Source organism: Corynebacterium sp. (genome assembly GCF_052107835.1).
GTDB lineage: Bacteria > Actinomycetota > Actinomycetes > Mycobacteriales > Mycobacteriaceae > Corynebacterium.
In genome coordinates this window covers 21,524-44,068 of record NZ_JBQEDF010000022.1, presented here as the reverse complement: position 1 = coordinate 44,068, position 22,545 = coordinate 21,524, and the positions used below count along the sequence as shown (strand labels likewise).

The 22,545-nt window shown below is 68.2% G+C and carries 19 protein-coding genes; 1 reads left to right on the top strand and 18 read right to left on the bottom strand.

Annotation, left to right across the window (positions count from 1 at the left end; translation table 11 throughout):
- Window positions 1–311 precede the first annotated feature (311 nt).
- The 17 genes from tyrS to infC all read right to left on the bottom strand — a co-directional run bounded on the left by tyrS (window position 312) and on the right by infC (window position 17,470).
- A complete protein-coding gene (gene tyrS, locus ACTIL2_RS07455) occupies window positions 312–1,571 on the bottom strand; it encodes a tyrosine--tRNA ligase (RefSeq protein ID WP_442336818.1) in 1,260 nt (419 codons plus the stop codon).
- Window positions 1,568–1,741: a Trm112 family protein gene (locus tag ACTIL2_RS07450; RefSeq protein ID WP_442336817.1), complete on the bottom strand. Its 174-nt coding sequence runs from the start codon at window positions 1,739–1,741 to the stop codon at window positions 1,568–1,570. The genes tyrS and ACTIL2_RS07450 overlap by 4 nt, the downstream gene beginning before the upstream one ends.
- A gap of 21 nt (window positions 1,742–1,762) precedes the next feature.
- The gene (gene erm / locus ACTIL2_RS07445; RefSeq protein ID WP_442336816.1) at window positions 1,763–2,563 is read right to left on the bottom strand and encodes a 23S ribosomal RNA methyltransferase Erm; all 801 of its coding nucleotides are present in this window, start codon (window positions 2,561–2,563) and stop codon (window positions 1,763–1,765) included.
- A gap of 219 nt (window positions 2,564–2,782) precedes the next feature.
- The gene (gene argH, locus ACTIL2_RS07440; RefSeq protein ID WP_442336815.1) at window positions 2,783–4,219 is read right to left on the bottom strand and encodes an argininosuccinate lyase; all 1,437 of its coding nucleotides are present in this window, start codon (window positions 4,217–4,219) and stop codon (window positions 2,783–2,785) included.
- A 5-nt stretch (window positions 4,220–4,224) separates the two neighbouring features.
- On the bottom strand, window positions 4,225–5,424 hold the full coding sequence (locus tag ACTIL2_RS07435; protein WP_442336814.1) for an argininosuccinate synthase: 1,200 nt from the start codon (window positions 5,422–5,424) through the stop codon (window positions 4,225–4,227).
- A 35-nt stretch (window positions 5,425–5,459) separates the two neighbouring features.
- Window positions 5,460–5,981, bottom strand: a complete 522-nt coding sequence (locus ACTIL2_RS07430; protein WP_442336813.1) for an arginine repressor — start codon at window positions 5,979–5,981, stop codon at window positions 5,460–5,462.
- Window positions 5,969–6,880, bottom strand: coding sequence for an ornithine carbamoyltransferase (gene argF, locus ACTIL2_RS07425; RefSeq protein ID WP_442336812.1), 912 nt, complete (start codon window positions 6,878–6,880; stop codon window positions 5,969–5,971). Before argF ends, ACTIL2_RS07430 begins: the two co-directional genes overlap by 13 nt.
- Window positions 6,877–8,061 carry an acetylornithine transaminase gene (locus tag ACTIL2_RS07420; protein WP_442336811.1) on the bottom strand — a complete coding sequence of 395 codons (1,185 nt, stop codon included), beginning with the start codon at window positions 8,059–8,061 and terminating at the stop codon, window positions 6,877–6,879. The genes argF and ACTIL2_RS07420 overlap by 4 nt, the downstream gene beginning before the upstream one ends.
- Window positions 8,054–8,998, bottom strand: coding sequence for an acetylglutamate kinase (argB, locus tag ACTIL2_RS07415; RefSeq protein WP_442336810.1), 945 nt, complete (start codon window positions 8,996–8,998; stop codon window positions 8,054–8,056). The genes ACTIL2_RS07420 and argB overlap by 8 nt, the downstream gene beginning before the upstream one ends.
- Before the next feature lie 7 nt (window positions 8,999–9,005).
- On the bottom strand, window positions 9,006–10,187 hold the full coding sequence (gene argJ / locus ACTIL2_RS07410; protein WP_442336809.1) for a bifunctional glutamate N-acetyltransferase/amino-acid acetyltransferase ArgJ: 1,182 nt from the start codon (window positions 10,185–10,187) through the stop codon (window positions 9,006–9,008).
- 14 nt (window positions 10,188–10,201) lie between these two features.
- On the bottom strand, window positions 10,202–11,242 hold the full coding sequence (gene argC / locus ACTIL2_RS07405) for an N-acetyl-gamma-glutamyl-phosphate reductase (RefSeq protein ID WP_442336808.1): 1,041 nt from the start codon (window positions 11,240–11,242) through the stop codon (window positions 10,202–10,204).
- A gap of 77 nt (window positions 11,243–11,319) precedes the next feature.
- Window positions 11,320–13,896 carry a phenylalanine--tRNA ligase subunit beta gene (gene pheT / locus ACTIL2_RS07400; RefSeq protein WP_442336807.1) on the bottom strand — a complete coding sequence of 859 codons (2,577 nt, stop codon included), beginning with the start codon at window positions 13,894–13,896 and terminating at the stop codon, window positions 11,320–11,322.
- A gap of 63 nt (window positions 13,897–13,959) precedes the next feature.
- Window positions 13,960–14,982, bottom strand: coding sequence for a phenylalanine--tRNA ligase subunit alpha (pheS, locus tag ACTIL2_RS07395; protein ID WP_442336821.1), 1,023 nt, complete (start codon window positions 14,980–14,982; stop codon window positions 13,960–13,962).
- 113 nt (window positions 14,983–15,095) lie between these two features.
- Complete coding sequence (locus tag ACTIL2_RS07390; protein ID WP_442336806.1) at window positions 15,096–15,974, bottom strand: TrmH family RNA methyltransferase; 879 nt, start codon at window positions 15,972–15,974, stop codon at window positions 15,096–15,098.
- A 207-nt stretch (window positions 15,975–16,181) separates the two neighbouring features.
- A complete protein-coding gene (rplT, locus tag ACTIL2_RS07385; protein WP_442336805.1) occupies window positions 16,182–16,565 on the bottom strand; it encodes a 50S ribosomal protein L20 in 384 nt (127 codons plus the stop codon).
- A gap of 68 nt (window positions 16,566–16,633) precedes the next feature.
- Complete coding sequence (gene rpmI, locus ACTIL2_RS07380; protein ID WP_075815429.1) at window positions 16,634–16,828, bottom strand: 50S ribosomal protein L35; 195 nt, start codon at window positions 16,826–16,828, stop codon at window positions 16,634–16,636.
- Between the two features lie 57 nt (window positions 16,829–16,885).
- The gene (gene infC / locus ACTIL2_RS07375; protein ID WP_442336804.1) at window positions 16,886–17,470 is read right to left on the bottom strand and encodes a translation initiation factor IF-3; all 585 of its coding nucleotides are present in this window, start codon (window positions 17,468–17,470) and stop codon (window positions 16,886–16,888) included.
- Between the two features lie 256 nt (window positions 17,471–17,726).
- On the opposite strand from infC, the gene ACTIL2_RS07370 reads away from it, so the two are divergent.
- Window positions 17,727–19,586: a hypothetical protein gene (locus tag ACTIL2_RS07370; RefSeq protein ID WP_442336803.1), complete on the top strand. Its 1,860-nt coding sequence runs from the start codon at window positions 17,727–17,729 to the stop codon at window positions 19,584–19,586.
- On the opposite strand, the gene uvrA is transcribed toward ACTIL2_RS07370, so the two are convergent.
- On the bottom strand, window positions 19,583–22,429 hold the full coding sequence (gene uvrA, locus ACTIL2_RS07365; protein ID WP_442336802.1) for an excinuclease ABC subunit UvrA: 2,847 nt from the start codon (window positions 22,427–22,429) through the stop codon (window positions 19,583–19,585). The two genes, ACTIL2_RS07370 and uvrA, sit on opposite strands and share 4 nt — an antisense overlap.
- Window positions 22,430–22,545: the final 116 nt, after the last annotated feature.

Sequence of the window (22,545 nt, the reverse complement as noted above, 5' to 3'; positions counted from 1 at the left end):
GCACACACAACAACACCCACCGAACCAACAGTCCGGAAAGCTCATCGCGGCAGGATTTCAGGCTACATCACCGTGTTACCAGAAGGCAAACTCTTGGTGAACGATCCAATTACGGATCCGCCCTGAGTCGCTCGGCCCGGGCTCCTGCCCGGCGTCTCGCTGACTCGCATCAATCTACACACCGCACCGACAGTCCACAACCCTGCAGGTCAGTAACGCTTTGTGCATTTCCCCCACCGTCCCCTCCCCCAGTCCCCGCACGGTGCCGCCACGTTAACGGTGGATGTCGTGCCGGCCCCGGAGGTGAACGCCTACGACGCGGAGACCCTCGCACCGGCGAAGCGCTTCTTCCCCTTGCGCAGCACCAGCCACCCGCCATGGAGGAGGTCCTCCGGGGACGGTGCCCACTCGATGTCGCCGATACGCTCGTTGTTGACGTAGGCGCCGCCTTCACCGACGGTACGGCGGGCGGCCCCCTTGGTCTTCTCCAGGCCGGTGGCGACCAGCAGGTCGACGACATTCGTTCCCGCGGGCACCTCCGCCACCTCTGTCTCGGACAGCGCACCGGCCAGCGTCGGCTCGTCCAGCTCGGCGAGCTCCGCCTTGCCGAACAGGGCCTCCGCAGCTTTCTCCACCTTGTCCACGGCGTCCGCGCCGTGGACCAGGGTCGTCATCTCGCGGGCGAGTCTCCTCTGCGCCTCCCTCTTGAAGGGACGCTCGGCCACCTCAACGGCAAGTCGGTCCAGTTCGTCCTGCCCGAGGAAAGTGAACCACCGCAGGTAACGGATCACATCGGCGTCCGCGGCATTGAGGAAGTACTGGTACCAGCTGTACGGGCTGGTCATCTCCGGATCCAGCCACAGTTTCCCGCCACCGGTGGACTTGCCGAACTTGCGGCCCTCGGAGTCGGTCACCAGGGGAACCGTCAGCCCGTGCACGGTCTCGCCGACCACACGCCGGTTCAGGTCCACACCGGAGACGATGTTGCCCCACTGGTCCGACCCGCCGATCTGCAGCCGGCAGTTGTGCCGTTCCCGCAGCTCAACGAAGTCGTTGGCCTGCAGCAGCATGTAGGAGAACTCCGTGTACGACATCCCGTCGTTCTCCAGGCGCCGCTTGACGGTGTCCCGCGAGAGCATGGTGTTCAGGCTGAAGTTCTTGCCCAGGTCCCGGAGGAACTGGACCACGGTCATCTCACGGGTCCACTCGGCGTTGTTCGCGGTGATCGCCGCATTGTCCCCGTCGAAGGTCACGAACCGGGCGAGCTGCTTCTCGATCCGGGTCACGTTCTCCGCGACCTCACCGTCCGAGAGCATGCTCCGCTCGCCGACGTCCCGCGGGTCGCCGATCATCCCCGTCGCGCCGCCGGCGAGGAGGATCGGGGTGTGCCCTGCGCGCTGCAGCCGTGCCAGCATCAGCAGGGGCACCAGGTGCCCGGCGTGCAGGGACGGTCCCGTGGGGTCGAAGCCCACGTAGGCGACTGTCGGGTTGTCCAACTGGTCATGCAGCGCGTCGAGGTCCGTAGACTGGGCGATCAGCCCACGCCACTGCAGTTCATCGATAATGTTCACTTCGGTCCTTCCGACCACTCGATTGCTTCGTCCGCCAGCAGGACGGGGATGCCGTCCTGCACCGGATAGGCCACGCCCAACCGGGGGTTGACCAGATAGTCCCCGTCAACCTCCAGGGGCTGCTTGTCCCGGGGACAGACGAGGATCTCGAGGAGTCGCGGATCGATCATGGGTGTCAGTCTATCCGGATATCACCTCCCCCGGAGGCACAGGGTGGTGAACAACGCGGCCCACTGCTCCGCGTCCAACTGTTTCGGCAGGGCGTGTTCCGGGACACCGGCCTCACGCAGTGCGTCGGAACACCCGCGTGCGCGCCGGCGTCCCACTACCCGGGGGACGATCTCGGCGATGCCGCGGCCCTTACCGGTGAACACGTCATGCACGAAGGACGCGTACCGCGCGCGCTCCGATACGTCCACGAGGGGATCCCCGCGGCGACGCATCACCAGGATCCCCGCGTCGACCGTGGGCCGGGGACGGAAGTGCGTGGACGGCACCCGCCCGTGCAGCCCGAACTCGACCCACGGCCACCACTGCGCGGTCATCATCGTGGCGCCGCCGACCCCGGCCCGGCGGCGCGCCACCTCCCACTGCAGCAGCAGCACCGCCTGCTCCCACCCGGGTGAATGCAGGATGTGCCGGAGCATCGCCGTGGTCAGGTGGAACGGCAGGTTGCCCACGAGGGTGTGCGGGCCCCGCGGCAACGTGAAGTCGAGGAAGTCCTGCTCGTACAGGTGGACCTCCCGGTCGAGCCGGTTCTCCAGCCACCGGACGGTGGACGCGTCGATCTCGACGGCGGTCAATGTGCCGCCACCGCCCAGGACGCGCTTCTGGAGGGGGAAGGTCAGCGCGCCCTGTCCGGGGCCGATCTCGATGACAGGGACCGAGGCGCTGACGGGGACGAGGTCGACGATCCTCCCGATCGTCGTCTCGTTGACGAGGTAGTTCTGGCCGTTCTCGTGACGGCCCTTGTTCGGCCTGTAGGTAGGCATGGGGAGACACTCCGCAGGAAGATGCCCGGCTGCGTACGCCGGGTCAACTTATCCGGGTACGGCAGAACGGCCGCCCGGCTGGACAAGCTGAGCGGCGGGTGCCTCTACTTACGTGGTATTTCCCCCGTTAGCGCGCACACCCACCGGCGACTCCGTTGTTCCGGAGCCGACCGAAGGTGTTGAAGATTGCATTCATCGCGCCCATGGGCATTGACCGTATCAACGCAGGGGCGTGGTTGTCCATACCCTCGCGTCGGCGGCGGCGTCCTGCACGCGGCCGAGCTGCTCGGCAACGCGGACACCCGCGGTGCCGCCCCGGGTGGCGCGGGACGCCACGGCGCCGTCGATCGTGAGAACCTCCCGGACCTCCGGCGTCAGCGCCGGGTGGACCCCGGCGAGTTCGCCGTCGGTGAGCGACACCAGGTCAACCCCCTTCCCCTCCGCGATCCGGACGCACTGACCGGAGGCCTCGTGCGCGTCGCGGAAGGGCACCCCCTGCCGGACCATCCACTCGGCGAGGTCGGTGGCCAGGGTGAACCCGGCCGGGGCCAGGGAACGCAGCCGCTCCGGGTGGAAGGTCAGCGTGCCGACCAGACCCGCCATCGCCGGAAGGAGCAGGTGGAGCTGGTACACCGAGTCGACGATCGGCTCCTTGTCCTCCTGCAGGTCCCGGTTGTAGGCCAGCGGCAGCGCCTTGAGCGTGGCCAGCAGACCGGTGTGGTTGCCGATCAGGCGCCCGGTCTTGCCGCGCATCAGCTCGGCGACGTCCGGGTTCTTCTTCTGCGGCATGATCGACGACCCGGTCGACCACTCGTCGGCCAGGGTGACGTAGCCGAACTCGGGGGTCGACCAGGCGATGATCTCCTCGGCCAGCCGGGACAGGTCAACCGCGACCTGTGCCAGGACGAAGGACGTCTCCGAGGCGAAATCACGGGAACTGGTGGCGTCGATGGAGTTGTCGCCGGCCGAGTCGAACCCGAGCTCGGCGGCGATGGCCTCCGGGTCCAGCGCCAGCGAGGACCCCGCCAGCGCTCCGGAACCGTACGGGGAGACGGCCAGGCGTTTGTCCAGATCGCGGAACCGCTGCACATCGCGCAGCAGCGGTTGGGCGTGCGCCAGCAGCTGGTGCGCCAGCAGCACCGGCTGGGCCGCCTGGAAATGGGTCTTGCCGGGCATGATGACATCGGGGTTGGCCGTCGCCTGGACGGCGATCGCGTCAACGACGTCGAGCACACCGTCGGTCACCTCACGCACCGCGTCCCGCACCCACATACGGAACAGGGTCGCGACCTGGTCGTTGCGCGAGCGGCCGGCACGCAGCCGTCCGCCGACCTCCGGGCCGACCCGGTCGATCAGACCACGCTCCATCGCACCGTGGACGTCCTCGTCGCCGGGATCCGGGCCGAAGGCACCGGACGCAACGTCCTCACCCAGGCGGGTCAGTCCGTCCAGCATGGTCTCGAGGTCGGCGTCCGACAGCAGACCGGCGTGGTGCAGCACCTTGGCGTGCGCCGTCGACGCCAGGACGTCATACGGTGCGAGTACCCAGTCGAAGTGCGTGGACTTGCTCAGTGCAGCCATCGCCTCGGTGGGCCCGCCGGAGAAACGGCCGCCCCACAGGGCGCCCTCGTTCGTGCCGTGCTTCTCGGGTGCCATGGTCTCTACTGCGCCTCGCGGTCGCGCTTGTTGGCGATCTTCGAGGACAGGCCGTGCAGTTCCACGAAGCCCTTGGACATGGTCTGGTCGAAGGTGTCACCGGTGTCGTAGGTCGCCAGGTTGAAGTCGTAGAGCGACTCCCCGGAGCGGCGGCCGTTGACCACGATGTTCCCGTTGTGCAGCACCAGGCGGATGTCACCGGTGACGTGGTCCTGGGTGGAGTCGATGAAGGCGTCCAGCGACTTCTTGAGCGGGGAGAACCACAGGCCGTCGTAGACCTGGTTGGACCACTCGGCGTCGATGCCGCGCTTGTAGCGGGCCAGTTCGCGCTCGACGGTGACGTCCTCGAGCGCCTCGTGGGCGCGTATCAGGGTCAGTGCGCCCGGGGCCTCGTAGACCTCGCGGGACTTGATGCCGATCAGGCGGTCCTCGACCATGTCGAGCCGTCCCACGCCCTGCGCGCCGGCGCGGCGGTTGAGCTCCTCGATCGCCTGCAGGACGGTGACCTCGCGGCCGTCGATGGCCACCGGCCTACCGGCCTTGAAGGTGATCGTGAGTTCGTCGGGGGCCTGCCCCAGCGACGGCTCCTCGGTGTAGGCGTAGAGGTCCTTCGTCGGCGGGTTCCACAGGTCCTCGAGGAACCCGGTCTCCACCGCACGTCCCCAGACGTTCTGGTCGATGGAGAACGGCGAGGACGCCGACTGCTCGATCGGGACGTCGTTCTCCTCGGCGAAGGCGATGGCCTTGTCGCGCGTCCAGGCGAAGTCGCGGGCAGGGGCGATGATCTTCAGCGACGGGTCGGTGTCCATGAAACCGACCTCGAAACGGACCTGGTCGTTGCCCTTGCCGGTGCAGCCGTGGGCGACGTGCGTGCCGCCGTGGGTCTGGGCGGCCTCCACGAGGTGCTTGACGATCAGCGGACGCGAGATGGCCGACACCATCGGGTACTGCTTCATGTACATCGCGTTCGCCTTGATGGTCGGCAGGCAGTACTCGTCGGCGAACTCGTCACGGGCGTCGACCACGATCGACTCGACCGCGCCGGCGCCGATGGCGCGCTGGCGCACGGACTCCATGTCCTCCCCGCCCTGGCCGAGGTCGATGGACACGGCGATGACCTCGCCGCCGGTCATCTGCTTGAGGTAGGGAATGGCGACAGTGGTGTCCAGGCCTCCCGAGTAGGCGAGTACGACGCGGTCAGTCATGTTCCTTGGTGTCCTTTCACGTTCTGTGGGTTCTATCAGGAGAGTGTATCTGGTGTGTCCCGGCCGCCGTGCAGCGGTGAGGCCGGTGGGGCCACGGAGAGTCCGTGGAGGTGCTCCGCCAGGGCACGGCCGTCGACGGGGTCCCGGGCGAGGGCGAAGACGGTGTCGTCCCCGGCCAGCGTGGCCACGACCTCCGGCAGGTCAGAGCGGTCGATGACGCTGGCCAGGTACTGCGCCGCGCCCGGGGGCGTGCGCAGCACGGCGGTGTTGCCCGAGTGGTCGGTGCCGACGAGGAGTTCGCCGAGGACGCGCCGCAGCCGGGCCGGGCCGTCCGCCGCGATGTCGGCGTTGGCGCCACCGAGGCTGTAGAACGACTGCCCCTCCGCACGGACCTTGCGGGCTCCGAGGTCCACGAGATCCCTGGAGAGCGTCGCCTGGGTGATGTCCACGCCGTCGGCCGCCAGCAGGTCCTGGAGGTGGCGTTGGCTGATCACCCGCCTGTTCTCCACGAGCCGGGAGATCAGGTCCTGGCGGGCCGAGCGGGTCAGAGGATCCATTCCAGCAGGGCCTTCTGTGCGTGCAGCCGGTTCTCCGCCTCGTCGAAGACGACCGACTGCGGTCCGTCGATCACGTCGGCGGCCACCTCGTAACCGCGGTAGGCGGGGAGGCAGTGCATGAAGACCGCGTCCTTGTCCGCGGTGGCCATGAGCTCCCCGGTGACCTGGAAGGGTTCCAGTGCGGAGGTGTCGCGTTCGGCATCCATGCCCATCGACACCCAGGTGTCGGTGATGACCACGTCGGCACCGGTCACGTCGGGACGGTCGGTGACGGTGAGCGTGGCACCGGTCTCGTCGGCACGGACCTTTGCGCGGTCGATGAAGCGCTGCTCGGGCTGGAAACCCTGCGGGGCGGCGATGGTGATGTCGACCCCGGCGGTGGCGAAGCCGAGCATGTAGGAGTTGGCCATGTTGTTGGCGCCGTCACCGAGGTAGACGGCCTTCAGACCCCTGATGTCGCCGTCGGCCCCGCCCCTGTGCTGCTTGATGGTCAGCAGGTCCGACAGGATCTGGCAGGGGTGGAAGTCATCGCACAGTGCGTTGACGATCGGGACGGTGGCGGTCTCGGCCATGTCGTGGAGGTTCTGGTGCGCGCCGGTGCGCCACACCACGGCGTCCACGAAGCGGGACAGCACCGCACCGGTGTCCTGGTAGGACTCCTTCTTGCCCATCTGTGACTTGCCGGAGTCCACCACGATCGGGTGTCCGCCGAGCTGGTGGATGCCGACGTCGAAGGAGAAGCGGGTGCGGGTGGACGTCTTGTCGAACAGGACGGCCACCGACTTGTGCTGCAGACTGGAACGGATCGGATTGGTCACCATCTCCAGGCCAAGGTCAAGTATTTCAGCTTGTTCCGCGACGGATACGGAGTCGTCGGCGAGGAAGTGGCGGGTGGTCATGACAGCAGCTCCTTCAGGATCCGGACGGCCTCGTGGACGTCCGTGTCGGTGATGTTCAACGGCGGGACGAGACGCAGGACGTCCTCCGCTGGCTGGTTGATGATCAGCCCCGCCTCCAGTGCGGCGTCGCCGGTGCCGGGGCGTGGCCCGTCGAGGACGACACCGAGCATGAGACCACGGCCGCGGATGGACGACACGGCCTCCAACGGTTCCAGCTCCTCGCGGAACAGAGCCTCGGCGTGCTTGGTGTGCTCCAGCAGGTTCTCGGACCTGATGGTGTCGACCACGGCATTGCCGGCGGCGCAGGCCACCGGGTTGCCGCCGAAGGTCGAACCGTGCCCGCCCTTGCCCATGAGCTGGGCGGCGGGGGTCGCGGCCACGCAGGCCCCGATCGGCAGGCCACCACCGAGCCCCTTGGCCAGTGTCACGACGTCCGGGAGGATCCCCTCCGCCTGGTAGCCGAACCAGGCACCGGTGCGTCCCATCCCGGCCTGGACCTCGTCGACGATCATCAGGACGCCGTGCTCGTCGCACAGGTCACGGACCTCGGCGAGGAAGCCGTCGGGGGCGGGGACCACACCGGTCTCGCCCTGGATCGGTTCCAGGATGATCGCGGCGGTGTCCGCGGCTCCCCCGCCGCCGTTCTCGACGAGGCTGCGCAGGGCACCGATGTCGCCGTAGGGGTAGAACTCCACCCCGGCGGGCATCGGTTCGAAGGGGGCGCGCTTGTCCGGCTGGCCGGTCATCGCGAGTGAGCCCATCGTCCTGCCGTGGAAACCGTGCTCGGCGGCGAGGATGCGGCTGCGGCCGGTCAGACGGGCGATCTTGAACGCGGCTTCGTTGGCTTCCGCCCCGGAGTTCGAGAAGAACACCTGGGCGCCGGGGGCGATGAGCTCCTGGATCTTGCCCGCCAGTTCAATGACCTGCGGGTGGGCGAAGATGTTCGAGGTGTGGCCCAGGGTGGAGATCTGCCGGGTCACCGCGTCCACGATGGCGGGGTGGGCATGGCCGAGCGCAGTGACGGCGATGCCGGCGAGCAGGTCGATGTACTCACGGCCGTCGGCGTCGGTGACGCGCGAGCCGCGCCCCGAGACGATCTCGATCGCCGGTGTGCCGTAGGTCGGCATCACGGCGGATTCCCAGTTCCGCTTCCAGTTCGGGTGCTGCGCGGTGTCAGGCATTCGGCGACTCCCAGTCTTCGGGGGCGAGCATCGTTCCGATGCCGCCTTCGGTCATCAGTTCCAGGATCACGGAGTGGCGCTGCCGGCCGTCGATGACGTGCGCGGCGGACACGCCGGTGCGCACCGCGGTCAGGCAGGCCTCCATCTTCGGGATCATCCCGGAATCCAGGTCGGGCAGGATTCGCTCCAGCTCGTCCGGGGCGATCCGGGAGACCAGCGAATCCTTGTTCGGCCAGTCGGTGTACAGCCCCTCCACATTGGTCAGGACGACCAGTCGCTCCGCACCGACGGCAGCGGCGAGGGCCCCGGCGGCGGTGTCGGCGTTGACGTTGTAGACGTGTCCGTCCTCGTCCGGGGCGAAGGGCGCGACGACGGGGATGCGCCCGGCGTCGATGAGGTCCATCAGGACGCTGGCGTTGACTTGGGCGATATCGCCGACCCGTCCCAGGTCGACCTCGACACCGTCGACGACCGCGTTCTTCTTCACGGCGGTGAACAGGCCGGCGTCCTCCCCGGAGGTGCCCACGGCGAAGGGTCCGTGCTGGTTGATCAGCCCGACCAGCTCGCGTCCGACCTTGCCGAAGAGCACCATGCGCACGTACTCCATGGTCTCCGGGGTGGTCACACGCAGTCCGCCGACGAACTCGCCGGGCAGGTTGACCTTGTCCAGCATGTCGGTGATCTGCGGGCCGCCGCCGTGCACCACGATCGGGTGGGCGCCGACGGTGCGCAGGAAGGCCATGTCGGCGGCGAAGGCGCGCTTGAGGTCCTCGTCGATCATGGCGTTGCCGCCGTACTTCACGACCACGATCTTGTCGCGGTAGTGCAGCAGCCAGGGCAGGGCCTCGGCGAGGATGTTCGCGCGGGTGGCCGGGTCGAAGACCTCGTCGCCGCGGTAGACGAGCTTCTCGGTGGCCTCGGGGTCTGGTTCTGTCATGACGGTCCTAGGAGCTGTAGGCGGAGTTGATGTGGACGTAGTCGTGGGACAGGTCGGTGGTCCACACGGTGGCGTGGCCGTCCTTCCCGGTGCCCAGGTCGACGAGGACGTCGATGTCGGCGCCCGAGAGGTCCACGTCGCGGGCCCCGGGGGCGCCGGTGGCGTTGACGCAGACCGGGTGTCCGTTGAAGCTGACCGAGATGCGGTCTGCGTCCATGTCCACCGGGGCCATGCCGACGGCCGCCAGGGTGCGGCCCCAGTTCGGGTCAGAGCCGAACATGGCGCACTTGAAGAGGTTGTCGCGCCCGAGCACACGTGCGGCGGTCTTGGCCTCAGCGTCCGTCGCGGCCCCGGACACGGTGATGGAGACGCGCTTGGTGACGCCCTCCGCGTCCGCCTGCAACTGCTTGGCCAGGTCCAGGCAGACCGCGTGCACGGCCTCGCTGAACTCCTCCTCCGACGGGGTGACGCCGGACGCCCCGTTGGCCATCAGGAGCACGGTGTCGTTGGTGGACGTGGAGCCGTCGATGTCGATGCAGTCGAAGGTCACCTCGCTGGATGCCTTGAGTGCGGGGGCGGGGTCCCCGACGTGCGCATCGGTGGTCAGCACGATGAGCATCGTGGCCAGCGACGGTGCCATCATGCCCACGCCCTTGCCCATGCCACCGAGGGTCCAGCCGTCGCCGTGGTGGACGGCCTGCTTGCTGACCAGGTCGGTGGTCATGATGGCCTCGGCCGCGGCTGACCCTGCGGCGGCGGTGACCGCCTCGTCCGAACGGATGTCGGCGGTCAGTGAATCGATCCCGGCGAAGATCTTCTCCATCGGCAGGGTGTCGCCGATCAGGCCGGTGGAGCACACGGCAACCTCGTCGGGGTCGACCCCGAGGTCCGCGGCGACGGTGGCGGCGGTGGCCGAGGCGTCCTTGTCACCCTGGGCACCGTTGCAGGCGTTGGCGTTGCCGGCGTTGAGGATGACGGCGTGGAAGGTGCCGTTGTTGTTGGCGCGGGTCAGTTTCACCGGGGAGGCGACGACCCGGTTGCGGGTGAACACCGCCGCTGCGGTGAACTCGGGGCCGTCGTTGACGACCAGGGCCATGTCGGGGTTCCCGGACGGCTTGATGCCGGCGGTGGTGGCGGCGGCCCGGAACCCGGAGGCTGCGGTGACGCCGGTGTCGGTGATGTCGGTCATTCTCTGTGTATCTCCTACAGTCCCGCCATCGGGAGACCGGCGGTCTCCTCCCAGCCCTGGATGATGTTGAGGCACTGGACGGCTGCCCCGGCCGTGCCCTTGGTGAGGTTGTCGATCGCGCTGGTCGCCACGATGGTGCCGTCGACGACCTCGACCTGGATGTGTGCCATGTTCGTTCCCACGACACTCTTCACCTCGGGCTGGGTCCCCTCCGGAAGAAGGTGGAGGAAGGGCTCGTCCGCGCAGAAGTCCTCGTAGGCCCGGCGGACCTCCGCGGGCGTGGCGCTCCCCCACGCTTCGGCGGTGACCGTGGTCAGGATGCCACGGGTCAACGGTGCGAGGACAGGGGTGAAGGTCACGTGTGTCTCGGCGGCGGTCACGCCGGCGTCCGTCCCCTCCGGCAGGACGCGCCGGATGTTCTGGGCGATCTCCGGGGTGTGGCGGTGGCTGCCGACCTTGTAGGCGCGCAGGTTGCCCATGGTCTCGCCTCCGAGCAGCGCGACGGCGGGTTTCTTGCCCGCGCCGGTCACGCCGGTGACGGACACGACGGAGACCCGGGGGTTCATCAGCCCGGCCTGCATCGCGGGCAGCAGGGCGAGGGTCGCGCCGGTCGGGAAGCAGCCGGGGACGGCGACACCGGTGGCGTCCCTGATGATGTCCCGGTTGCCGGGAAGTTCGGGGATGCCGTAGGGCCAGCTGCCGGGGTAGTCACCGCCGTAGTAGGTGTCCCAGTCCGCCTTGTCGGAGAGCCTGCGGTCGGCACCGCAGTCCAGCACGACGGTGTCGCCGAGGTCCAGCGAAGACGACACCCCGTGCGGGAGCGCGAGGAAGGCCACGTCGTGGGACGCCAGGACGTCCTCCGTGGTCTCCTCGACGGTGCGGTCGGCGAGTTGCGGCATCCCGGGGACGAGGTCCCCGAAGCGCTGCCCGGCGTTGGATGCGCCGGTGAGCGCACCGATCCGGAAGTCCCGGCCGTACCCGGGGTGGTTGAGGAGAAGGCGGAGGGCTTCCCCGCCTGCGTATCCGCTGGCTCCTGCGACTGCGATCGAGATCATCGTGCCAGTATGCCTGCATCCCCCTCAGTACGCAAGTTATGCATGTTCTCGTGTTTTATGCACACGAGAAGGTCGCCCTACCCGCGCAGGACGGCGCCGACCTTCTCGGCAGCGGCGGACACGGCACCTTCCCGGGCCTCGGACGCCTCGTCCTCGGTCAGCGTCCGGTCCGGGGCCCGGAAACGCAGGGTGTAGGTCAGCGAGCGCTTGTCCTCCCCCAACGATCCGGAGCGGTAGATGTCGAACAGGCGGATCTCCTCCAGCAGGTCACCGGCGCCCGAGACCAGCGCGGCCTCCACGTCGGCGGCCGGGGTGGTCTCGTCCACGACCACGGCCACGTCCTGGTGGACCGCGGGGAACGGGGACAGCACCGGGCGGGGGAAGGACTCCTCCAGCGGCAACCCGTCCAGGTTGATCTCCAGTGCCACGGTCCGCTTCGGCAGGTCGGCGCGCTCGCAGACCTGCGGGTGCAGCTCGCCGGCGTGGCCGACCACGACCTGACTGCCGTCAACCTCCACCAGGATCTCGGCGCAGCGCCCCGGGTGCCACGGAAGGTACTCCGCATTGCGCAGGGTGACCTCGACTCCGGCGGCCCGGGCGATGACCTGTGCAGCCTCGAAGACATCGGCGGCCTCGAAAGCCACCGCGTCTCCCCAGGTACCCTGCAGCGTGCGGTTGCCGGCGGCGATCACCGCGGCATGCAGCGGCTGCTCCGGCAGCGAGTCCAGCAGTTCACGGATCTCGTCGTCCGACGGGCGTGCCGCCACCGACGGCATCGGCGACGTGCCGGACAGGTCGGTGGGCAGGGTCACCTGCTCCACGCCGTACAGCGCGGCATCGACCTGCCCACGGGTGATGTTGCGGCGCAGCGAGTCGATCATCGACGGCAGCAGGGTCGTGCCGATCGTGGCCACGTCGCTCTCCAGCGGGTTCAGGACCGGTACCCCGGAACGCCGGGGGTCGTCGGCGTCCAGGCCCCAGACGTCGAAGACGTCGTTCGGGATGAACGGGCTGGGCAGCACCTCCACGTAGCCGTTCCACGCCAGGGCGTGGCCGACCGAGCGGCGCATGCGCTGGCGCGGGCTCAGACCCCGGCCTGAGGGGGCGGTGGGGACGACCGACGGGATCTTGTCCAGGCCCTCCAGACGCAGGACCTCCTCCACCAGCTCGGCGGGCATGGTCAGGTCGGGACGCCACGTCGGCGGAGTGACCTCGATGGCCTTCGCGCCGTTGGCGTCGCGCTCCCCCGTCTCCCGGACCTTGCAGCCGACCTCGGTCAGCCGGGAGACGGTGGTGCCGGTCGGGTAGATCATTCCGGCGGTCTTGCCCGGGCGGGAGGTGTGCATGTCGATGACCGCCATGGCGGGGACGTCGCCGACCAGGCTGATGCCGGGGGCGACCTCACCACCGGCGATGCGCGTCAGCAGGGCAACGGCGAAGTCCAGGGCGGATTCGATGACCGCCGGATCGGTACCCCGCTCGAAACGGCGGGACGACTCTGACGACAGCCGGTGACGCCGGGAGGTCCGGGCCACGGTGATCTGGTCGAAGAACGCGGCCTCGAAGTACACGCTGGTGGTGTCTGCGGAGATCTCGGAGGTCGATCCCCCCATCACACCGGCCATCGACTGGAGTCCGGTTCCGTCGGAGATGACCACGTCCTCCCCCGACAGGGTGCGCTCCACACCGTCGAGCGTGGTGATCGTCTTCCCCTCGGGAGCGAGATGGACGTGCAGGTCGCCGGTGATCCGGTCAGCGTCGAAGGCGTGCATCGGCTGCCCGAGCAGGAACATGATGTAGTTCGTGACATCCGTCGCCGCGTTCACCGGACGCTGGCCGCACAGCAGCAGTTCGCGCTGCAGCCAGTACGGGGACTCGGCGGAGGCGTCGATGCCGGTCACCTTGCGGATGCCGAAACGGGCGCACTTCGTTCCCTCGTCGACGGTGACCGCCGGCAGGTCCCCGCGCTCACCGCCGTTGGGCAGTCCGGCGAGCAGGTCGGTCGGCAGGGCGGCTGCCGCGGGGTCGGACGCCGGGTCGCGGAAGCCCAGGTCGAAGGAGCTGGCGAGTTCCCGGGCCAGACCACGGGCGGACAGGGCGTAACCGCGGTCCGGGGTGATGTTCACGTCGAAGACGGTGTCGTCGAGGCCCAGGAAGTCACGGGCGTCCCCGCCGACGACGACCCGCTCGTCCGCGGCCTCGGCACCGCGCAGTGCGATGATGCCGGCGGTCTGCGCGGACGACAGGCCGAGCTCGGCGGCCGAGCAGATCATGCCCTCGGAGGTCTTCCCGTAGGTCTCCCGCGCGCTGATCGCGAAGCCACCGGGCAGGACCGCGCCAGGCAGTGAGACGACGACGGTGTCGTCCTCACGGAAGTTCCTCGCACCGCAGATGATGTACTGCGGCTCCCCGGTCCCGTTCGCCTGCCCGACGTTGACCGTGCAGTAGCGGATCGGCTTCTTGAAGCCCTCGAGCTCCTCGATGTGCTCCACCCGGCCGAAGACCAGCGGGCCGGTCGTCTCCTCGATGTGCTCGTAGCCCTCGGTCTCGAAGCCGACCCGGACGAAGCCGGCGTCCAACTCCTCTGCGGAAACGGAGAACGGTGCGGTGGACGTCCGGAGAAGGCGGGTCAGCCAGGACTGTGAGATCAGCATTGTCGGTGCTCGGTTCCTCTAGGTGTGTACGACGATCAGTGGCGCGGCCGGGGTCTGGGGGTTCTAGCCCCGGATGCCGAAGGGTTCGGTGAAGCGGACGTCGCCCTCCACCATGTCACGCATGTCGGGCAGGCCGTTCCGGAACTGCAGGGTGCGTTCGATGCCCATGCCGAACGCGAAGCCGGAGTAGACCTCCGGGTCGACGCCGGCGGCGGTCAGGACCTTCGGGTTGACCATGCCGCAGCCTCCCCACTCGATCCAGCCGGCGCCGCCCTTCTTGTTCGGGAACCAGACGTCGACCTCGGCGGAGGGCTCGGTGAAGGGGAAGAAGTTCGGGCGGATGCGGGTCACCGCGTCCTCCCCGAACAGGGTCCTGGCCAGGTGGTCAAGGGTGCCCTTGAGGTGCGCCATGGTGATGCCCTTGTCCACGGCGAGGCCCTCGATCTGGTGGAACACCGGGGTGTGGGTGGCGTCCAGTTCGTCCGTGCGGAACACGCGGCCCGGGCAGGCGATGTAGATCGGGACGTCCCGGGACAGCATGGTGCGCATCTGCACCGGTGAGGTGTGGGTGCGGAGCACCTGCCTGGAGCCTTCCGGGCCGATGTGGAAGGTGTCCTGCAGAGTACGTGCGGGGTGGTCCGGCAGGAAATTCAGCGAATCGAAGTTGAAGAACTCCGCCTCGACCTCCGGGCCGTCGGCGATCCCCCAGCCCATGCCGACGAAGATGTCGGCGATCTGCTCCGACAGGATGGTGATCGGGTGCTGGGCACCGCGCTGTCCACGGGCGGTCGGGACCGTGACGTCGATGCGCTCCGCGGCGAGGACCTCGGCATTGCGCTTCTCCTCGAGAACGGTTTTCGCGGTGGCGAAGGCCTTCTCGATGCGGCCGCGGGCCTGGTTGACCAGACGGCCCGCGTCCTTGCGCTGGTCCTTCGGCAGGGAACCGAGGTTACGGCGGGCGGCCGGGACCGGGGCGTCATCGCCCAGGTGCGCGCGCCGCAGCTCCGCGAGACCGTCAAGGTCGGTGGCCTGCCCGAAATCCTGCTCGGCGGCGGTCGCCGCCGCCTCGAGTCCGGCCTCACTCATGTCGATGTCGTCAGCCACCTAGCGCACCTCTCGCTTCCCGCACGTGTCTCTCGCCTCAAAAATGTCCCGGGTGATCCCATTAGGAGTCGACTGATGATAATACCAACGTCCGGTCACCTGGTGGCGATCCGGGCCGTCTCGTAGAGGCAGATGGCGGCGGCGGTGACCAGGTTCAGGCTCTCCGCCCTGCCCCGCATCGGGATGGAGACCCTGATGTCCGCCAGATCCTGCCAGTCGCCGAGGCCGTGCGCCTCGTTACCGAACAGCCACGCGACCCGCTGCTGCAGCAGCGGCGGCTGGTCCTCCTGGGGGGACGCTGCCTCGTCCAGTGTCACGTCCCCGTCACCGGCCGTGGCGAGGACGACGAACCCCTGGTCGTGGAGGTGATCGACGACCTCAGGGACACTGGCGTGGCGGGCGACCGGGAGATGGAACAGGGAGCCGGCGGAGGCCCGGACCGCCTTGCCGCCCTGTGGGTCGACGGAGGCGCCGGCGAACACGACCCCGGCCGCTCCCGTCGCGTCGGCGACGCGGACCAGTGCGCCAGCGTTTCCGGGCTCCGAGGTCTCGACGGGGACGGCGACCAGGTTGCCGGTGACGGCGCGGTCGAGATCGGAGAGTTGATCGTCGCACAGGGCGAACAGACCTGTGGTGGTGACCGATTCACTGAGTTGGTTCGCGGCCTTGTCGGTGATCAGGTGAACCCGGGTGCCCCGGTCATCCTCCCCGGTCAGGGCATCAAGGTCGCGGCCGAAGGACTCCAGCGCGTCCTCGGTGAGGTACACCTCGACCACGCTGCCGGACCGCAGAGCGGAGCCGACAGCGTTGGACCCCTCGGCGAGGAAGCGTCCGGCCTTGCGGCGTGCCGCGGCACGGTGCAGTTTCGCGGAGTTGACGATGCGCGGGGTGCGTTCGGTGAACGGCTCGTCCCCCATCCAGGTCCGCCAGTCGGCGGCGAGGGGTGAATGGGGGGACGGCAGGTCGGAAGTCATGGTCGCCATCCTATCGCGACCGCCGGGCACGTCACTCCCCTGTGCCCGTGACCGGCACCGTGGGACGGCGCTATCCCGGATTCCCGCCCTGGAGTGGCAGCGCCGGTTGACGAGGCCGGAGACGCGCGAACCGCCGCCCACCATGGGAGGTGGACGGCGGTTGATTCGCGATGCGTGGGGCACCACCGCTCCTACGTGAAGCAGGTCCTACTGCGCGGCCGGGGCGTTGACGTCCTCGGGCAGCGCGGCCTTGGCGGCCTCGACCAGGGCGGTGAACGCCTGCGGGTCGGACACGGCCAGCTCGGCCAGGTTCTTGCGGTCGACCTCGATGCCGGCGAGGTGCAGGCCCTGGATCAGACGGTTGTAGGTGATGTCGTTCGCGCGTGCGGCAGCGTTGATGCGCTGGATCCACAGCTTACGGAACTCACCCTTGCGTGCGCGACGGTCGCGGAAGGCGTAGGTCTTCGAGTGGAGGGTCTGCTCCTTGGCCTTGCGGTACAGACGGGAGCGCTGGCCGCGGTAGCCCTTCGCCTCGTTGAGGATTTCGCGGCGCTTCTTCTTCGCGTTCACTGAGCGCTTGACACGTGCCATTGTGGGACGTCCTTATCTTCTTGATCTTCTAGGTAAAACGTAAATCGAGTCGAGATTGGGAAAGGCTGTTAGGCCTTGCCCAGCAGACGCTTCACGCGCTTGACGTCGGCGGGGGCGACATCTTCGGTGCCCTTGAGACGACGGGTGCGCTTGGAGGGCTTGCCCTCCAGGAGGTGGCGGCGGTTCGCCTGCTCGCGGCGGAGCTTGCCGGAGCCGGTGACCTTGATGCGCTTGGCGGTGCCCTTGTGGGTCTTCTGCTTCATCGTGGATCCTTCTTCTGTCGTGGATGGGTGCGGTGAACCGGAACCTCTGCGGTCCGGCTACTTCTTGCCCTTGCGGACCGGGCCGAGCACCATCGTCATATTGCGACCGTCCTGCTTTGCGCGGGTCTCAACAACGCCGTACTCACTCACATCTCCGGCCAGACGCTCCAGCAGGCGGAAACCCAGCTCCGGACGGGACTGCTCCCGACCACGGAACATGATGGTCACCTTGACCTTGGAACCCTTCTCCAGGAACCGGACCACGTTGGACTTCTTCGTCTCGTAGTCGTTGTCGCTGATCTTCGGGCGGAACTTCTGCTCCTTGACCACGGTCTGCTGCTGGTTCTTGCGGGATTCGCGGGCCTTCTGGTCCTGTTCGTACTTGAACTTGCCGTAGTCCATGATCTTGCACACGGGCGGCTTCGCGTTCGGTGCAACCTCGACGAGGTCGAGGTCGGCGTCATAGGCCAGCTTGCGTGCATCGTCGATGCGGACGATACCGACCTGTTCGCCACCCGGGCCGACGAGCCGGACCTCGGGTACGCGAATCCGGTCGTTGATGCGAGCTTGAGCGCTAATGAGAACTCCTGACGTAGCAGTGGTGGAAACTGTGTACCGCGCACTGCAGGTGATTCCCCCCATGGCACCGGGGGCGCCATGCGTCGGACGCCCACACAAGGAAACCCGCCGCAGGGCGGGAGACCAGTGAACGGTCCGGATGACCCGAGCCCAACCGCGGGGGCGGTCTCAGGTGGGAGTGACTCCACTTGCAGCCTGCCATCGATGACAGGCGGTAGTGCGCACAACACTAACAGCCTACGCCCACGTCGCAAAATCCGTCGGGTGGCCGACTTCCGCCGATACCCTACCCCCACAGGTTCCCGACTGCTACTTTTACATGATGAACAACCATCGTGCCCCTGGGGGGACACCGCACGACCCTGCCCACCATCCCGCCGAGCTCAGTGAACTGCGCGAGATCCGGGAAACAGTGCTCCAGGCCTCCCATGCCCAGCAGCGGATGACCCGGACCGTACTCGAGGCGCTCGACAGGCTGGAACACCGGTACGGACCCCCACCGATCCCGGCTCCGGCGGACGCTGATCCCCGACCACCCCGGCCGCGTCCGGAACACTGGCCCACCACCGGACACCCACAGCAGCCACAGTCTCCTGTACCTCCCGCGCCTCCCGCACGTCCCCGGCGCTCCGAGCGGGACCGGGTCACCCTGGCCGTCTCCATCCTCGGAGCGGTGATCACCGTCATCGGCCTGGTCTTCCTCGCCGTGCAGGCCTTCAGCCGCGGCTGGCTGGGACCGGCCTCCGCGGTATCGGGGGCGACCGCGCTGTGTGTCCTGCTGATCGGTGCGTCGTTCGTGATGCACCGACGGTCACCAGCCGGCCACACCGCCCCGGCACTGTTGACTGCGGGCATCCTGGGACTCCACACGGATATCTGGGTGATGGTGTTCGGCCTGGACTGGCTCGGTTCCGCACCGGGGGTCGCGGTGGGCGCACTGGTGTCCGTCGGTGGCATCGGCGTGGCCTGGGCATGGCGGAGACAGGCGCTCGCTGCGACCCTCATCGTGGCCGGTGCCGCCGTCATCACCCCCACCGTCCTCCACGTGCTCGACGTCTCCGACTCGGCCCCCTTCGAGTCCGCCTCGTTGCTGGTCCTCGCTCTCGTGGGAATCGCCGGGACGTGGCGGCGGAACTGGAATGTCGCTGCGGTCTGCGCCGGGGCGTCGTTCGCGGTCGCCGCCATCCTCCTTGCCGGGGACGGGAACCTCGCTCTCCTGACGGCAGGGGCCGCGGCGGGCATCACCGTGTCCGCATGGTTGACCTTCAGTCCCCCTCCGCAGAACACCGGCACCGCGGGCCTGGCACGGTGGATCCCTGTCAGTGTGGTTCCGGTACTGCTGTTGCTCGGCAGCGGGGAGAAGCACTGGAACGACTGGGCAGTGACCGTGGCTGCGCTGGCCATCGCGGCGGGCACCGCCGCACTTCCGGCCCTCTGGTCCGTGGGCAGCGGGACCAGCCTGCGCCCCGCCGCCGTAGCCGCCGCCCCCGGGTCCCCCGTCGATTCACTGCGTGCCGCCGTGTACTGCGGGACAGCGGGTGTGGTGCTTGTCTTCATGGTCCGCCAGGACGACCCGTACTCCACCGGGGCCCTGTGGTGGATGCTCGGGCTGGTCGCACTGGCCGCTGGCGTTGTCCTGATCGGAGACCGGCTGCCGGTGCCCCTGGTGTGGTCGGTCTCCGGCGTCGCCGCCCTGTACTGCCTGCCACGCCTGGTCCCTGCCTGGTTGCTCGACTACGACGTCTCGCCGCTGGCCATGTGGCCGCCGCTGGTGGCTGTTGCCGTTCCCGGCGGCCTACTGCTCTGGAGGGCCAACGGTCTCGGGGCTACCCCGCAGGTCACCACCGCCCTGCGTGCTGGGCTGCTCATCGTGGTGACTTCCGCCATTCCCCTGGTGTGCCTGTCCATCAGCGGCTCCGGCACCGGTTTCATGGTGGGGCACCTGGTCATGTCGGTGCTGTGGATGGGCCTGGGGGTGGCTGCCCTGCTGCGCGGGACGGGCATGGTGGGCCTCGGAATCGCCGGCCTGGCATCGGCGAAGCTGGTGTTCTACGACCTCTCCGCCCTGTCCGGCCTGATCCAGGTCGCGGCCTTCGTGATCTGCGGGGTCATTCTGCTGGCGTCGGCGGTGCTGCGCGACCGCACACCCGCAGGGCAGGGCCCGGGGCAGGACGACTAGAGCATGTCCGCCAGGTACGCCCCGGTGTGGGAGCCCTCCACGGTCGCCACCTGCTCCGGTGTTCCCTCGGCGACGACGGTGCCTCCGCCGGAACCACCCTCGGGGCCCATGTCGATGACCCAGTCGGCGGCCTTGATGACGTCGAGGTTGTGCTCGATGATCATCACGGTGTTGCCCTTATCCACCAGCCCCTGGATCACGAGCATGAGCTTGCGGATGTCCTCGAAGTGCAGACCGGTGGTCGGCTCGTCCAGGATGTACACCGTCCTGCCGTTCGACCGCTTCTGCAGTTCGCTGGCCAGTTTCACACGCTGCGCCTCGCCACCGGAGAGGGTGGTCGCCGCCTGGCCGAGGCGCAGGTAGCCGAGACCCACGTCGACGAGGGTGTCCAGGTACCGCGCGATGGAGGTGATCGGGGCGAAGAACTCGGCGGCCTCCGCGATCGGCATGTCGAGGACCTCGGAGATGGTCTTCCCCTTGTAGTGGACCTCGAGGGTCTCCCGGTTGTAGCGGGCACCCTCACAGACCTCGCACGGGACGTAGACGTCCGGCAGGAAATTCATCTCGATCTTCAGGGTGCCGTCGCCGCGGCAGGCCTCGCACCGGCCACCCTTGACGTTGAAGCTGAACCGGCCGGCCTTGTAGCCGCGCACCTTCGCCTCGGTGGTCTCGGCGAACAGGGTGCGGATCTTGTCGAACACCCCGGTGTACGTCGCCGGATTCGACCGCGGGGTGCGGCCGATGGGGCTCTGGTCGACACGCACGAGCTTGTCGAGCTGATCGAGTCCGGACACCTTGCGGTGGTGCCCGGGCACCTGGCGGGCTCCATTGAGCTCGTTGGCCAGTACCTGGGCGAGGATCCCGTTGACCAGGCTGGACTTTCCGGAGCCGGAGACGCCGGTCACGCAGGTCAACACTCCCAGCGGGAAGTCGACGGTGACGTCCTTCAGGTTGTTCTCCGTTGCCCCGTGGACGGTGATGACACGGTCAGTGTCGGGCTCGCGCCTTTTGTCCGGCACGGCGAGCACCTTGCGTCCGGACAGGTACTGGCCGGTCAGGGACTCCTCGGCGTCGACGATCCCGGCGGGGCCGCCCTCGTAGACGATCCGGCCGCCGAACTCGCCGGCGCGTGGTCCGATGTCCACGAGCCAGTCCGAGGTGCGGATGGTCTCCTCGTCGTGCTCGACGACGATCAGGGTGTTGCCGATGTCCCGCAGGTGCTTCAGTGTGGAGATCAGCCGCTTGTTGTCTCGCTGGTGCAGTCCGATGGACGGCTCGTCCAGCACGTAGAGCACCCCGGCCAGACCGGAACCGATCTGCGTGGCCAGCCGGATGCGCTGGGCCTCGCCGCCGGACAGCGTTGCCGCGGCACGGGAGAGGTTGAGGTAGTTCAGCCCCACATCCAGCAGGAAGCGCAACCGGGCCTGGATCTCCTTGAGGACGCGCCCGGCGATCATCTCGTCGCGGCGACCCAGCGTCAGCCGGTCAAGGAAGTCCCTGGCGTCCTCGATGCTCAGCTCGGAGACGTCGGCGATGGACTTCTCGCCCAGCTGCGAACTGATGGTGACCATGCGGATCTCGGGACGCAGGCGCGTGCCCTCGCAGGCGGCGCAGGGGACCTCGCGCATGTAGCCGAGGAACCGCTCCTTCTGGTGCTCGCTCTCCGCCTGGTCGATCTTGCGGTGCAGGTAGGGCATCACACCCTCGAAGGGTGCCGAGTACTGGCGCGACCGGCCGTAACGGTTGCGGTAGCGCACCGTGATCTCCTCGGGGTGCCCGTGGAGAACCGCCTTACGCTCCTTCTTCGTCAGCTCCGACCAGGCGGTCCTCGGATCGATCCCGAGGTTGTCCGCCAGGGCGGCGACGAGTTTGTCGAAGTACCGGTGGTTGGGGCTCGACGCCCAGGGGGCGATCGCGGAGATCAGCGGGGCGTCATCATCGGGAATGACCAGCTGCTCGTCCACCTCCAGGCGGGTGCCCAGTCCGTCACAGACCGGGCAGGCGCCGTAGGGACTGTTGAAGGAGAAACTGCGGGGTTCCAGCTCGTCGATGGCCAGGGGGTGACCGTTGGGGCAGGCCATGTTCTCGGAGAAACGCCGGTAGCGCCCCGGATCCTTCTCGTCCAGCCCGACGAAGTCGATGACCACACGGCCGTCGGCCAGACGCAGGGCAGTCTCCACCGAGTCCGTCAGGCGCTGCTTCTGCGCCGGCTTGACCTGCAACCGGTCGACGATGACGTCGATGTTGTGCTTGACCTGCTTCTCCAGGGTCGGCGGGTCCGACAGGCGGTGGGTCTCCCCGTCCACCAGCACACGTGAGTAGCCCTCGGAGGCGAGGTCCTCGAACAGATCCACGAACTCACCCTTGCGGGTGCGCACCACCGGTGCCAGGACCTGGAACTTGACGCCCTGCTCGACCTCCATCACCTGGTCGACGATCTGCTGCGGGGTCTGGCGTTCGATCGGTTCCCCGCACTCCGGGCAGTGGGCGGTACCTGTGCGGGCGAACAGGAGACGGAGGTAATCGTGGATCTCTGTGATCGTGCCGACCGTCGACCGCGGGTTACGGTTGGTGGACTTCTGGTCGATCGAGACCGCCGGGGACAGCCCCTCGATCAACTCCACGTCCGGCTTGTCCATCTGCCCCAGGAACTGCCGGGCATAGGACGACAGGGACTCCACGTAACGCCGCTGCCCCTCGGCGAAGATCGTGTCGAACGCCAGGGAGGACTTTCCCGAACCCGACAAACCGGTGAATACGATCATCCGGTCGCGGGGCAGGTCAATGTCCACACCCTGGAGGTTGTGCTCCCGCGCACCGCGCACGGTCAGGATCTCAGCCACCCGGGACTCCTTCTATGAGTTCTCAATCCAACTACCCGGGCCATCGTACGGCACGGCACGGACACGGTCGAACGGATAATCGAACATGCGGGTCAGCGCACCCGCACCGTACCGCC